We start from the raw sequence: 13785 nt of genomic DNA on the forward strand, positions 1-13785 counted from the left end.
CAAGGCCCGGTACAATCCGGGCCTTGTTGTCTCCACGTTTCTAGACAGGATCACTATGCCGGCTTCATTCGTTCACCTGCGCCTGCACACTGAATACTCCCTGGTCGACGGCCTGGTAAGGATCAAACCGCTGGTCAAAACCCTGGTGGGCATGAACATGCCTGCGGTGGCGGTTACCGATCAGAACAACATGTGTTCCCTGGTCAAGTTCTACAAGAACGCCATGGGCGCCGGGATCAAGCCGATCTGCGGCGCCGACCTGTGGCTGTCGAACAAAGACCCGGATAACCCCTTGAGCCGCATCAGCCTGTTGGCGATGAATGGCGTGGGTTATCGCAACCTCACCGAACTGATTTCCCGTGGCTTTATCGACGGCCAGCGCAACGGTTCGATCATCATCGAGCGCGAATGGGTCGCCGAGGCGAGCGAAGGCCTGATCATGCTGTCGGCCGCCAAAGAGGGCGAGATCGGTATCGCGCTGCTGGGGGGCAATCCTCACGAAGCCGAAGTGCTGGCGAGCGAGTGGATGCAGGTCTTCCCCGATCGTTTCTACCTGGAGGTCCAGCGCACCAACCGCCCCAACGATGAAGAGCATCTGCACGCCGCCGTGGCCCTGGCCGATAAGCTGGGCGCGCCGCTGGTGGCGACCAACGATGTGCGGTTCATCAAGAAGGAAGACTTCGAGGCCCACGAAACCCGCGTGTGCATCGGCGAAGGCCGGGCCCTGGATGACCCGCGCCGGTCGAAGAACTACAGTGAAGAGCAGTACCTCAAAAGCGCCGACGAGATGGCCGAGTTGTTCAGCGACCTGCCCGAGGCGCTGGAAAACTCCGTCGAGATCGCCAAGCGCTGCAATATCGAAGTGAAACTGGGCAAGCACTTCCTGCCCAACTTCCCGATTCCGGATGGCATGACCATCGACGAGTACTTTCGCAAAGTCTCGTTCGACGGCCTGGAAGAGCGTCTCGCCGTTCTGCTGCCCAAGGACACCACCGAGGATTACGACGCCAAGCGTCAGGTCTACGTCGACCGGCTGAATTTCGAGCTGGATATCATCATCCAGATGGGCTTCCCCGGTTACTTCCTGATCGTGATGGACTTTATCCAGTGGGCCAAGAACAACGGCGTGCCGGTAGGTCCGGGCCGGGGGTCAGGTGCGGGCTCGCTGGTTGCCTATGTGCAGAAGATTACCGACCTTGACCCGCTGGAATATGACCTGCTGTTCGAACGGTTCCTGAACCCGGAGCGGGTTTCCATGCCCGACTTCGACGTCGACTTCTGCATGGATGGCCGCGACCGCGTGATCGAGTACGTGGCCGAGAAGTACGGCCGCAACGCGGTAAGCCAGATCATTACCTTCGGTTCGATGGCGGCAAAAGCGGTAATCCGCGACGTGGCGCGGGTGCAGGGCAAGTCCTACGGCCTGGCGGATCGTCTGTCGAAGATGATCCCGTTCGAAGTCGGCATGACCCTGGAAAAAGCCTACGAGCAGGAGGAAATCCTGCGCGACTTCATCAAGGTCGATGAAGAAGCCGCCGAAATCTGGGAGATGGCGCGCAAGCTCGAAGGCGTGGTGCGTAACGTCGGTAAACACGCCGGTGGTGTGGTTATTGCGCCAACCAAGCTCACTGACTTTTCGCCGATCTATTGCGACGAAGAAGGCGACGGCCTGGTAACCCAGTTCGACAAGGACGACGTGGAGGCGGCCGGCCTGGTGAAGTTCGACTTCCTCGGCCTGCGGACCCTGACGATCATCGACTGGGCACTCAAGACCATCAACCGCGACCGCGCCAAGGTGGGCGAGGAACCGCTGGATATCGCCTTCATCCCGCTGGACGACAAGCCGACTTACACCCTGCTGCAAAAAGCCGAAACCACGGCGGTGTTCCAGCTTGAATCCCGCGGCATGAAAGAGCTGATCAAAAAGCTCAAGCCCGACTGCCTGGAAGACTTGATCGCACTGGTGGCCCTGTTCCGTCCGGGGCCGCTGCAATCGGGCATGGTGGACGACTTCATCAACCGTAAGCACGGGCGTGCCGAACTGGCATACCCGCACTCGGATTACCAGTACGAAGGCCTCAAGCCGGTATTGGCGCCGACCTACGGCATCATCCTGTATCAGGAACAGGTGATGCAGATCGCCCAGGTGATGGCGGGCTACACCCTCGGCGGCGCGGACATGCTGCGTCGAGCCATGGGTAAGAAAAAACCCGAGGAAATGGCCAAGCAGCGCGGCGGTTTCATTGAGGGCTGCGCGACCAACAATATCGACGCAGACCTTGCGGGTAACATCTTCGACCTGGTAGAGAAATTCGCCGGTTATGGCTTCAACAAATCCCACTCCGCCGCCTACGGCCTGGTGTCGTACCAGACCGCCTGGCTGAAAGCCCACTACCCGGCGCCGTTCATGGCCGCGGTACTGTCGGCGGATATGCACAACACCGACAAGGTCGTGACCTTGATCGAGGAAGTGCGCACCATGAAGTTGCGCCTCGATGCGCCGGACGTGAACGCTTCGGAGTTCAAGTTCACGGTGAACGACGAGGGCCGCATCATCTATGGCCTGGGTGCGATCAAGGGTGTCGGCGAAGGCCCGGTGGAAGCCATCACTGAAGCGCGCCAGGACGGGCCGTTCAAGGACCTGTTCGACTTCTGCGCACGGGTTGACCTCAAGCGCATCAACAAACGTACCCTCGATGGCCTGATCCGTAGCGGGGCGCTTGACCGTCTCGGCCCGTATTTTCATGACGAGCCCAAAGCCTATCAGGCGAATATCGACCGTAACCGCGCGGTATTGCTTACCGCCATGGAAGAAGCGATCAAGGCCGCCGAACAGACCGCCCGCACCCATGACAGCGGCCATGCCGACCTGTTTGGCGGATTGTTCGTCGAAGAAGATGCGGATGTGTACGGTAACCACCGCAAGGCCAAGGAGTTGACCCTCAAGGAGCGCCTCAAGGGTGAGAAAGACACCCTGGGCTTGTACCTGACCGGCCATCCGATTGACGAGTACGAAGGTGAAATCCGCCGTTTCGCCCGTCAGCGCATCATCGACCTGAAACCGGCGCGTGACACGCAAACCGTCGCCGGCATGATCATCGCCCTGCGGGTGATGAAGAATAAAAAGGGCGACAAGATGGGGTTCATCACCCTTGACGACCGTTCGGGCCGTATCGAGGCGTCGCTGTTTGCCGATGCGTTCCACTCCGCCCAGTCGTTGTTGCAGACCGACGCCATGGTGGTCGTCGAAGGGGAGGTCAGCAACGATGATTTCTCCGGTGGCCTGCGCCTGCGGATCAAGCGGGTGATGAGCATGGAAGATGCGCGCACCAATTTGGCCGAAAGCCTGCGCTTGAAGGTGAAAACCGAAGCGCTCAAGGGCGATCAGCTACGCTGGCTGGGTGACCTGCTCAAACGCCACCGCGGCGCGTGCCCGGTGACCATGGAGTACACCGGCAATGACGCCAAGGCCATGCTGCAGTTTGGCGAGACCTGGCGAATTGATCCCGCTGATGGCTTGATTCAAGCTTTGCGTGACCAGTTCGGGCGAGACAACGTCTTCCTCCAATACCGTTGACGGTCAGAGATGTCTGATCTCGACTAAACATTTAATCTCGACCTAAACGCGCCTCTCCCTTAAGGTAGGGCGCGAATAGACCACCGGCTGGCCAGGCACGCCCTGGCCGTCGACCCAAGACGGACGCTTATGAACCCGAATTTTCTTGATTTCGAACAGCCGATCGCTGACCTGCAAGCCAAGATTGAAGAACTGCGCCTGGTCGGCAATGACAATTCGCTGAACATTGGCGATGAGATCGCTCGCCTGCAAGACAAGAGCAGCACGCTCACCGAAGACATCTTCGGCAAGCTGACCAGCTGGCAGATCGCGCGCCTGGCTCGCCACCCGCGCCGTCCGTACACCCTGGACTACATTCAACACATCTTCACCGAGTTCGACGAGCTGCATGGCGATCGCCACTTCTCGGACGACGCGGCCATCGTGGGCGGTATCGCTCGCCTGGACGACCAGCCGGTGATGGTGATCGGTCATCAGAAAGGCCGTGAAGTGCGCGAGAAAGTCCGCCGCAACTTCGGCATGCCGCGTCCTGAAGGCTACCGCAAGGCTTGCCGCCTGATGGAAATGGCCGAGCGCTTCAAGATGCCGATCCTGACCTTCATCGACACCCCGGGTGCCTACCCGGGTATCGACGCTGAAGAACGCAACCAGAGCGAAGCGATCGCCTGGAACCTGCGTGTCATGGCTCGCCTGAAAACCCCGATCATCGCCACCGTGATTGGTGAAGGCGGTTCCGGCGGTGCACTGGCCATCGGCGTCTGCGACCAGCTGAACATGCTGCAATACTCGACCTACGCGGTGATCTCGCCGGAAGGTTGCGCCTCGATTTTGTGGAAAACCGCCGAAAAAGCGCCGGATGCCGCCGAAGCCATGGGCATCACCGCTGATCGTCTTAAAGGCCTGGGCATCGTGGATAAAGTGATCGCCGAGCCATTGGGCGGCGCCCACCGTGACCCGGCCGCTGCTGCCGCGACTATCCGCGCCGAGCTGGGCTCGCAACTGGCAATGCTCAAGAAGCTGGACAACGAAGCGCTGCTGGCCCGTCGTTATGAGCGCCTGATGAGCTACGGTCTGTAAGACTAAGCAATACCCAATGTGGGAGCCGGCTTGTGTGGGAGCTGGCTTGCCTGCGATAGCATCGCCTCGGTGCAACTGCGAAACCGAGGCGCCTGCATCGCGGGCAAGCCACGCTCCCACATTTGCTTTGTGTATGCTTGGCTAACGTATTCCAGATTTGCGGCGGTAACCTGTGATGAAGACATCTCTTCCCGCCAAACTCTTGCAAGCTCTGTCACCCTGGCGCAACGCCCCGGCCTGGCACATCGCATTCTCCGGTGGCCTGGATTCCACTGTCCTGCTGCACCTCCTGGCCTCCCTGGCAAACACCGAAAACCTGCCGCCCCTCAGTGCTGTCCATGTCCACCATGGTCTACAAGCGGCTGCCGACGCCTGGCCTGCTCACTGCCAGTCGATATGCGACAGTCTGGGCGTGCCGTTGCGCGTGATGCGTGTGCAGGTGCAACCCGGTGCCAGCCTTGAGCGTGCCGCCCGTGACGCGCGCTACCGGGCATTTACCGAGGTGACGGGGGCAGGGCAAGTGTTGCTGACGGGCCAGCATCGCGATGATCAGGTTGAAACCCTGTTGTTCCGCCTGCTGCGTGGGGCAGGGGTACGCGGGTTGGCGGCCATGCCGGCACAGCGCCCATTGGCGGACGGCTATCTGGTGCGGCCGTTGCTGGATGTCTCGCGTGAAGGGTTGGAAGCCTACGCCCGCGAGCATCAACTCAAGTGGATCGAAGACCCGTCCAACGCTGATCTGCGGTTTTCACGCAATTACCTTCGCCATCGCGTGTTCCCAGTGCTCACGGAGCGCTGGCCCCAGGTCGTCTCAAGCCTGGCGCGTACCGCCGAACACCTGAGTGAAGCCCAAGGCCTGCTGGATGAGCTGGCACGCATGGATCTGCTCGCTGCCGATCATCCTTCGCCGTTTCCCTGGCTCCGCGTGCCGTCGTTGGCGCTGGCGCCGCTGCGCGAGCTTTCCGACGCTCGCCAGCGCAATGCCCTGCGTCATTGGCTCGCGCCACTGACGCGTCTACCTGACAGCGACCACTGGGCCAACTGGTATTCCCTGCGCGATGCCAAGGGTGACGCACAGCCCCTGTGGCGTCTGGCCGACGGCGAGTTGCACCGCAGTGGCGAACGCATCTGGTGGTTGCCCTCCACAGAGTCGGAATTTTCCGACGCGTCCGTGAGCTGGCCCGATCCGCAAAACCCACTAGAGTTACCCGGCAATGGACAGCTGAGATTCACGGGCGAGGTGCCTGAAGGCCCGCTGCAGATCCGCTACCGTCAGGGCGGCGAAATTATCGACGTGTGGGGTCGCGGCCGGCGTGACTTGAAGCGCTTGCTTAACGAAAGTGGGGTGCCGGGTTTCGTCCGTGGCAGATTGCCGCTGCTGTATCGGGGCGAGCAATTGCTGGGGCTGCCCAGCCTGGCGGGGCTATGGAACACAGCAAGGAACACAGCGCCGGGCGACTGGCAATTACATTGGATGCCACAGACCTGCGATCAAGGTTTGAGCTGATAGAGCCTTTCCGGTAGACTACGCTCCCTTCTTGATACAACTTCTGTGGATTCCACCGAATCGCAGCAGTTGCCGATTACCAAGCAGTCTTTGCTGGGCGATTCCAAAAAATGTGTAGCGATCAACGTACCGGTGTTTCATTGCTGGTCTGTCACCACGCGGCGGTTTTTTTGAAAGGTGCACTGTGATTAATGCAGGTGATCGGGGGCTTCGGCCTTCCTTCGCTTTCCCCGGCGGCTCGGACCGCTTTAACGCAGACTTCTAGGGTTTTTCATGACGCGCTACATATTCGTCACGGGCGGTGTTGTTTCTTCATTGGGGAAAGGCATTGCCTCCGCTTCATTGGCGGCCATCCTGGAGGCGCGGGGACTTAAGGTCACCATGCTCAAGCTGGACCCGTACATCAACGTTGACCCGGGCACCATGAGCCCGTTCCAGCACGGTGAAGTGTTCGTCACCCACGACGGCGCCGAGACTGACCTGGACCTGGGCCACTACGAGCGGTTCATCCGCACGACCATGACCCAGAACAACAACTTCACTACCGGCCGTGTCTACGAGCACGTGCTGCGCAAGGAGCGTCGTGGTGACTACCTGGGTGCAACCATCCAGGTGATCCCGCACATCACCGACGAAATCAAGCGCCGCATCATCAAGGGTGCTGGCGATGCTGACGTGGCAATGGTCGAGATCGGCGGCACCGTGGGTGACATCGAGTCGCAACCGTTCCTCGAAGCCATCCGCCAGTTGCGTTTCGAAGTCGGCGCCAAGCGCGCGATGCTGATGCACCTGACCCTGGTGCCGTACATCGCCACCGCCGGCGAGACCAAAACCAAGCCTACCCAGCACTCGGTCAAGGAACTGCGTTCCATCGGCCTGCAGCCTGACGTGCTGGTGTGCCGCTCCGATCACCCGATCGACATTTCCTCGCGTCGCAAGATCGCGCAATTCACCAACGTTGAAGAACGTGCGGTGATCGCGCTGGAAGACGCCGACACCATCTACAAGATCCCGGGCATCCTGCACTCGCAAGGCCTGGACGATTTTGTGGTCGAGCGTTTCGGCCTGCAATGCGGCGGCGCGGACCTGTCCGAGTGGGAAGCCGTGGTCGACGCCAAGCTCAACCCTGAGCACGAAGTCACCATCGCCATGGTCGGCAAGTACATGGAACTGCTGGACGCGTACAAATCGCTGATCGAAGCGATGAGTCACGCCGGTATCAGCAACCGTACCAAGGTCAACCTGCGCTATATCGATTCCGAAGACATCGAGAACCAGGGCACTGCGTTGCTCGAAGGTGTCGACGCGATCCTCGTGCCAGGCGGTTTCGGCCTGCGTGGCGTGGAAGGCAAGATCACGGCCGTGCAGTACGCTCGTGAAAACAAGGTTCCGTACCTGGGCATCTGCCTGGGCATGCAAGTGGCCGTCATCGAGTTCGCGCGTAACGTGCTGGGCTGGAAAGACGCCAACTCCACCGAGTTCGACAGCAAGAGCGGTCACCCGGTCGTCGGCCTGATCACCGAGTGGGAAGATGCCACCGGTGCCGTCGAGGTCCGCACCGAAGCCTCCGACCTGGGCGGCACCATGCGCCTTGGCGCGCAGGATTGCCTGCTGGAGCCGGGCTCGCTGGTTCACGATTGCTACGGCAAGGACGTGATCGTCGAGCGTCACCGTCACCGTTACGAAGTGAACAACAACCTGCTGCCGCAGATCAAAGAGGCCGGCCTGAAAATTTCCGGTCGCTCCGGTGACGGTGCGCTGGTTGAAGTGGTCGAGGCGCCGGATCATCCGTGGTTCGTGGCGTGCCAGTTCCACCCTGAGTTCACCTCGACGCCGCGCGACGGTCACCCGTTGTTCAGCGGTTTCGTCAAAGCTGCACTGACGCAACATCAGAAGAAGGCGTAACCCTGATGGCCCAGAAGATCATTCGCGTAGGCGACATCGAGATTGCCAACGACAAGCCCATGGTGCTGTTCGGCGGCATGAACGTGCTGGAAAGCCGTGACATGGCGATGCAGGTCTGTGAAGAGTACGTAAAGGTCACCGAAAAACTCGGTATCCCCTACGTGTTCAAGGCCAGCTTCGACAAGGCCAACCGTTCGTCCGTGACTTCCTATCGCGGCCCGGGCCTTGAAGAAGGCATGCGGATCTTCCAGGACATCAAGCAAGCCTTCGGCGTGCCGATCATCACCGACGTCCACGAGCCTGAGCAGGCTGCCGTGGTCGCCGAAGTGTGCGACATCATCCAGTTGCCGGCCTTCCTGTCGCGCCAGACCGATCTGGTTGTCGCGATGGCCAAGACCGGCGCTGTGATCAATATCAAGAAGGCCCAGTTCCTCGCGCCCCAGGAGATGAAACACATCCTGAACAAGTGCGTGGAAGCGGGTAACGACCAGTTGATTCTCTGCGAGCGTGGTTCGAGCTTCGGCTACAACAACCTCGTGGTGGACATGCTCGGTTTCGGCATCATGAAGCAGTTCGAATACCCGGTGTTCTTCGACGTGACCCACGCGCTGCAAATGCCCGGTGGTCGTGCCGACTCCGCTGGCGGGCGCCGTGCCCAGGTGCTGGACCTGGCCAAGGCGGGCATCAGCCAGTCCCTGGCCGGCCTGTTCCTGGAAGCCCACCCGGACCCGGACAACGCCAAATGCGACGGCCCATGCGCGCTGCGCCTGGACAAGCTGGAGCCATTCCTGGCCCAGCTCAAGCAGTTGGACGAACTGGTCAAGCGTTTCCCTGCCGTCGAAACCGCGTAAGATCACGATCCCTGTGTAGGAGCCGGCTTGCCGGCGATGGCGTCAGGTGCATCGCCGCAAGGCATACGCCCCATCGCCGGCAAGCCGGCTCCTACAATGTGCACCACAAGTTAAATCGAGCGGTATAGAGCGTTTTCGTCAACTTTGGAGTGTTTACAACAATGGCAAAAATCGTCGACATCAAAGGTCGTGAAGTTCTCGACTCCCGTGGCAACCCCACCGTCGAAGCCGACGTGCTTCTCGATAACGGCATCATCGGCAGCGCTTGCGCGCCGTCCGGTGCTTCTACCGGTTCGCGCGAAGCGCTGGAACTGCGTGATGGCGACAAGAGCCGTTACCTGGGCAAGGGTGTACTCAAGGCTGTAGCCAACATCAACGGCCCGATTCGTGACCTGTTGCTGGGCAAGGACCCGCTGGACCAGAAAGCCCTGGACCACGCGATGATCAAGCTCGACGGCACCGAAAACAAAGGCAGCCTGGGCGCCAACGCCATCCTCGCCGTGTCCCTGGCCGCCGCCAAGGCCGCTGCTCAGGACCAGGACCTGCCGCTGTACGCGCACATTGCCAACCTCAACGGTACCCCGGGTGTCTACTCGATGCCGGTGCCGATGATGAACATCATCAACGGTGGCGAGCACGCCGATAACAACGTCGACATCCAGGAATTCATGGTGCAGCCGGTTGGCGCCAAGTCCTTCTCCGAAGGCCTGCGCATGGGCACCGAGATTTTCCATCACCTCAAGGCTGTGCTGAAGGCCCGTGGCCTGAGCACTGCGGTGGGTGACGAAGGCGGTTTTGCACCGAACCTGGCGTCCAACGAAGATGCACTGAAAGTGATCTCCGAAGCCGTTGCCAATGCTGGCTACAAGCTGGGCACCGACGTGACCCTGGCCCTGGACTGCGCGGCCAGCGAGTTCTACGAGGACGGTAAATACAACCTGTCCGGCGAAGGCCAGGTGTTCAACTCCGAAGGTTTCGCCGAATACCTGAAAGGCCTGACCCAGCGCTACCCGATCATCTCGATCGAAGATGGCCTGGACGAGTCCGATTGGGACGGCTGGAAAATCCTCACCGACAAGATCGGCGAGAAAATCCAACTGGTGGGCGACGACCTGTTCGTGACCAACACCAAGATCCTGAAAGAAGGCATCGATAAAAAGATCGCCAACTCGATCCTGATCAAGTTCAACCAGATCGGCACCCTGACCGAAACCCTGGAAGCCATCCAGATGGCCAAGGCTGCGGGCTATACGGCCGTGATCTCCCACCGCTCCGGCGAAACCGAAGACTCGACCATTGCCGACCTGGCCGTGGGCACCTCGGCCGGCCAGATCAAGACCGGTTCCCTGTGCCGTTCCGACCGTGTTTCCAAGTACAACCAATTGCTGCGTATCGAAGAGCAACTGGCTGGCAAGGCCAAGTACAACGGTCGCGGCGAGTTTCGCGGCTGATCGCTAGTTGATGGTAAAGCATGGTAAAAAGTCGGCGAATTGCGTCGGAAAACTCACGACAGTGTGTAATTCGACGCTAATCTGATGGCTATCAAGCACAAGCCTGGTTTTTCCAGGCTTCGTGCTATCAGTTGCTGCAAAAGTTTTGCATGGCGGTCTTTTTTCACTGGATACCCGATATTCGATGCGCAGTCCCAATTGGTTGTTCCTCGTCTTGCTCTTGTTGCTGGCTGGCCTGCAGTACCGCCTATGGGTGGGTAATGGCAGTTTTGCGCAGGTAAAAGACCTGACCCAGCAAATTGCCGACCAGCACGCCGAAAACGAACGCCTGCTGGAGCGCAACCGCGTCCTCGATGCCGAAGTGCTCGAGCTGAAAAAAGGTACGGAGACCGTTGAAGAACGGGCCCGTCATGAACTGGGCATGGTCAAGGAGGGCGAAACCCTCTACCAGTTGGCCCAATGAGTACCCGTTTGCCGGCCTTCTGGGCCGTGATTCCTGCCGCGGGCGTCGGTGCCCGTATGGCCGCGGACCGTCCCAAGCAATACTTGCAACTGGGCGGGCGCACCATTCTCGAACACAGCCTTGGCTGTTTTCTTGACCATCCAGACCTTAAAGGGTTGGTGGTCAGTCTTGCTGTAGATGATCCTTATTGGCCGGACCTGCCTTGCGCCAACGACCCGCGCATTGTGCGTGCGGACGGCGGCGACGAGCGTTCGGGGTCCGTGCTCAACGCGCTGCTGCAACTCAATGCCCTGGGCGCCAGCGATGACGATTGGGTGTTGGTGCACGATGCGGCACGGCCAAACCTGAGCCGCGATGATCTCGACAAGTTATTAAGCGAGCTGGCGAACGACCCTGTGGGTGGTCTGTTGGCCGTGCCGGCCCGCGACACCCTCAAACGCGTCGACAAACAGGGGCGCGTGGTCGAAACCGTCGACCGCAGCCTGATCTGGCAGGCCTACACGCCGCAGATGTTCCGCCTGGGTGCTTTGCACCGTGCTTTGGCCGACAGCCTGGTGGCGGATGCTGTCATCACCGATGAAGCGTCAGCCATGGAATGGTCCGGCCAGGCGCCGCGCCTGATCGAAGGGCGCTCGGACAATATCAAGGTGACCCGGCCGGAAGATCTGGAGTGGTTGCGGCTGCGGTGGGCGAATCGCGGGTAGGCAGTTAAACCGCGTCGATTTCATCGCAGGCAAGCCAGCTCCCACATTGACCGCCTTTACCCTATAGGAACGCAGTCAATGTGGGAGCTGGCTTGCCTGCGAAGAGGCCGGCACAAACAGCCAATAATCACTGGCTGTACTCCGGCCGCCCAGCCAAACCCTCCTTCAAGAAATCCACTAACTTCCTGACCTTCGGCGACAAATGCCGCTGCTGCGGATACAGCGCCCACACCGCTGTATTTGGCGGCTGATGCGCCTCCAGCAACGACACCAGCGCGCCATTGTGCAGGTGCTCCAGCACGTAATAATCCGGCAACTGGCACAACCCCACTCCTTGCAGTGCCGCATCCAGTACTGCCTGCCCACTGTTGCAACGCCAGTTTCCCTGCACGCGCTGGGAAAATTCCCGCCCGTCCTGGGCTAGTTGCCAGATATCCGAGCTGCCAATCAGGCAGTTATGCCGACTCAATTCCGACAAGCTGTGTGGCCGGCCGTATCGCGCCAGGTACGATGGCGACGCACACAGGTACATACGTCTGGGCGCCAGCCGGCTGGCGACCATGCGTGAATCCTGCAAACGCCCCAGGCGAATCGCCAGGTCGAGGCCTTCGTGCACCAGGTCCAACTGGCGGTTGCTCAGCTCGATATCCACGCGCAACTGGGGATACAGCCCCATGAACCGCGTGACCAGCGGCACGATAAAGCGTTCGCCGTACGCCACCGCGCAGGTCATGCGCAACATGCCCTTGGGTCCGCTGGTGAGGTCGCCCACTGCGCGCAGGGCTTCTTCGCGACCGTCCTGCAGGCGTTGGCAATGCTGCAGGAAGGTCTGGCCCGCTTCGGTCAGGGTCACCTTGCGCGTACTGCGATACAGCAATCGCGTTTGCAGGCGTTCTTCCAGGCGTGCCACTTGCCGGCTGATGTGCGAAGACGACACCCCCAATCGTTCCGCGGCTGCGGTGAATTGGCTGCATTCGGCAACTGCGACGAACTCATCGATGCCTTCCCAGCGGTTTTCCAACATCGCGATTATCCCTGTACAGCAATAAAGTTTTGCTTTTGTCCGGATTATTCATCAACCAGCCATGTTTTACACTCACCGTCTCAGTTTTTAACCTCCTGGAGAAACCCGGATGATCAAGTCTCGCGCCGCCGTAGCTTTCGAAGCCAAGAAGCCCCTTGAGATCGTCGAAGTGGATGTGGCCATGCCCAAGGCTGGCGAAGTGCTCTTGCGCGTAGTCGCGTCCGGCGTGTGCCATACCGACGCCTACACCCTGTCGGGCGCGGACCCGGAAGGCATCTTCCCGTCGATTCTCGGCCACGAAGGCGGTGCAGTGGTTGAAGCGATCGGTGAAGGCGTAACGTCGGTGGCTGTCGGCGACCATGTGATCCCGCTGTACACCCCGGAATGCGGCAAGTGCAAATTCTGCCTGTCGGGCAAGACCAACCTGTGCCAGGCCATTCGTTCCACCCAGGGCAAAGGCCTGATGCCGGACGGCACCACGCGTTTTTCCTACAAGGGCCAGCCGATTTTCCACTACATGGGTACCTCGACCTTCTCCGAGTACACTGTGCTACCGGAAATTTCCGTGGCCAAGATTCCTAAAGAAGCGCCACTGGAAAAAGTCTGCCTGCTCGGTTGCGGCGTCACCACCGGCATCGGAGCGGTGATCAACACCGCCAAGGTCAAGCCGGGCGACACCGTGGCCATCTTCGGTCTCGGCGGCATCGGTCTATCGGCAGTGATCGGTGCGGTCAAAGCCAAGGCTGGCCGCATCATTGCCATCGATATCAACCCGGCCAAGTTCGAAATTGCCAAGCAACTGGGCGCCACCGATTGCATCAACCCGAAAGACTACGATCGCCCGATCCAGGACGTGATCGTCGACCTCACCGACGGCGGCGTGGACTTCTCCTTCGAATGCATCGGCAACGTGCAACTGATGCGCGCCGCCCTTGAGTGCTGCCACAAAGGCTGGGGCGAGTCGGTGATCATCGGCGTGGCCGGTGCCGGCCAGGAAATCGCCACCCGTCCATTCCAGTTGGTGACCGGTCGCGTCTGGCGCGGTTCGGCATTCGGCGGCGTGCGTGGTCGTACCGAGCTGCCGAGCTACGTGGAAATGGCCCAGACCGGCGAGATCCCGCTGGACACCTTCATCACCCACACCATGGGCCTGGAAGACATCAACAAAGCGTTTGACCTGATGCATGAAGGCAAGAGCATTCGTACCGTCATCCACTTCTGAGGTC

General features: G+C 60.2%; 10 protein-coding genes. 9 read left to right on the forward strand and 1 reads right to left on the reverse strand.

Going from position 1 to position 13785, the window contains the following annotated elements; translation table 11 throughout:
* Nucleotides 1-55 precede the first annotated feature (55 nt).
* The 8 genes from dnaE (at nucleotide 56) to ispD (ending at nucleotide 11535) form a co-directional block, all read left to right on the forward strand.
* Nucleotides 56-3577, forward strand: a complete 3522-nt coding sequence (gene dnaE / locus BM70_RS0105895; protein ID WP_025855137.1) for a DNA polymerase III subunit alpha — start codon at nucleotides 56-58, stop codon at nucleotides 3575-3577.
* A gap of 129 nt (nucleotides 3578-3706) precedes the next feature.
* Nucleotides 3707-4654 carry an acetyl-CoA carboxylase carboxyltransferase subunit alpha gene (locus tag BM70_RS0105900; RefSeq protein WP_016976871.1) on the forward strand — a complete coding sequence of 316 codons (948 nt, stop codon included), beginning with the start codon at nucleotides 3707-3709 and terminating at the stop codon, nucleotides 4652-4654.
* A 175-nt stretch (nucleotides 4655-4829) separates the two neighbouring features.
* A complete protein-coding gene (gene tilS, locus BM70_RS0105905) occupies nucleotides 4830-6161 on the forward strand; it encodes a tRNA lysidine(34) synthetase TilS (protein WP_025855138.1) in 1332 nt (443 codons plus the stop codon).
* 273 nt (nucleotides 6162-6434) lie between these two features.
* A complete protein-coding gene (locus BM70_RS0105910) occupies nucleotides 6435-8066 on the forward strand; it encodes a CTP synthase (RefSeq protein WP_025855139.1) in 1632 nt (543 codons plus the stop codon).
* Nucleotides 8067-8071: 5 nt separating this feature from the next.
* On the forward strand, nucleotides 8072-8917 hold the full coding sequence (kdsA, locus tag BM70_RS0105915; protein WP_025855140.1) for a 3-deoxy-8-phosphooctulonate synthase: 846 nt from the start codon (nucleotides 8072-8074) through the stop codon (nucleotides 8915-8917).
* 161 nt (nucleotides 8918-9078) lie between these two features.
* Nucleotides 9079-10368 (forward strand): phosphopyruvate hydratase, encoded by a 1290-nt coding sequence (gene eno, locus BM70_RS0105920; RefSeq protein WP_003189193.1) that lies wholly within the window; start codon nucleotides 9079-9081, stop codon nucleotides 10366-10368.
* Nucleotides 10369-10552: 184 nt separating this feature from the next.
* Complete coding sequence (gene ftsB, locus BM70_RS0105925) at nucleotides 10553-10831, forward strand: cell division protein FtsB (RefSeq protein ID WP_003172294.1); 279 nt, start codon at nucleotides 10553-10555, stop codon at nucleotides 10829-10831.
* Nucleotides 10828-11535 (forward strand): 2-C-methyl-D-erythritol 4-phosphate cytidylyltransferase, encoded by a 708-nt coding sequence (gene ispD, locus BM70_RS0105930; protein ID WP_025855141.1) that lies wholly within the window; start codon nucleotides 10828-10830, stop codon nucleotides 11533-11535. Before ftsB ends, ispD begins: the two co-directional genes overlap by 4 nt.
* Nucleotides 11536-11662: 127 nt before the next feature.
* Here ispD and BM70_RS0105935 read toward each other — a convergent pair whose 3' ends face one another.
* Nucleotides 11663-12559: a LysR substrate-binding domain-containing protein gene (locus tag BM70_RS0105935; RefSeq protein ID WP_025855142.1), complete on the reverse strand. Its 897-nt coding sequence runs from the start codon at nucleotides 12557-12559 to the stop codon at nucleotides 11663-11665.
* A gap of 109 nt (nucleotides 12560-12668) precedes the next feature.
* On the opposite strand from BM70_RS0105935, the gene BM70_RS0105940 reads away from it, so the two are divergent.
* Entirely contained in the window at nucleotides 12669-13781 is a 1113-nt protein-coding gene (locus tag BM70_RS0105940) for an S-(hydroxymethyl)glutathione dehydrogenase/class III alcohol dehydrogenase (RefSeq protein WP_025855143.1), read from the forward strand.
* Nucleotides 13782-13785: the final 4 nt, after the last annotated feature.

The organism is Pseudomonas sp. CHM02, from assembly GCF_000612585.1.
In the GTDB taxonomy this organism is placed as follows: domain Bacteria; phylum Pseudomonadota; class Gammaproteobacteria; order Pseudomonadales; family Pseudomonadaceae; genus Aquipseudomonas.

What these genes read in the sequence shown, in the direction of transcription:
- kdsA (WP_025855140.1), top strand. Translation starts at nt 8,072, where the DNA reads ATGGCCCAGAAGATCATTCGCGTAGGCGACATCGAGATTGCCAACGAC.
- BM70_RS0105910 (WP_025855139.1), top strand. Translation starts at nt 6,435, where the DNA reads ATGACGCGCTACATATTCGTCACGGGCGGTGTTGTTTCTTCATTGGGG.
- tilS (WP_025855138.1), top strand. Translation starts at nt 4,830, where the DNA reads ATGAAGACATCTCTTCCCGCCAAACTCTTGCAAGCTCTGTCACCCTGG.
- BM70_RS0105935 (WP_025855142.1), bottom strand. Translation starts at nt 12,559, where the DNA reads ATGTTGGAAAACCGCTGGGAAGGCATCGATGAGTTCGTCGCAGTTGCC.
- BM70_RS0105940 (WP_025855143.1), top strand. Translation starts at nt 12,669, where the DNA reads ATGATCAAGTCTCGCGCCGCCGTAGCTTTCGAAGCCAAGAAGCCCCTT.
- BM70_RS0105900 (WP_016976871.1), top strand. Translation starts at nt 3,707, where the DNA reads ATGAACCCGAATTTTCTTGATTTCGAACAGCCGATCGCTGACCTGCAA.
- ispD (WP_025855141.1), top strand. Translation starts at nt 10,828, where the DNA reads ATGAGTACCCGTTTGCCGGCCTTCTGGGCCGTGATTCCTGCCGCGGGC.
- ftsB (WP_003172294.1), top strand. Translation starts at nt 10,553, where the DNA reads ATGCGCAGTCCCAATTGGTTGTTCCTCGTCTTGCTCTTGTTGCTGGCT.
- eno (WP_003189193.1), top strand. Translation starts at nt 9,079, where the DNA reads ATGGCAAAAATCGTCGACATCAAAGGTCGTGAAGTTCTCGACTCCCGT.
- dnaE (WP_025855137.1), top strand. Translation starts at nt 56, where the DNA reads ATGCCGGCTTCATTCGTTCACCTGCGCCTGCACACTGAATACTCCCTG.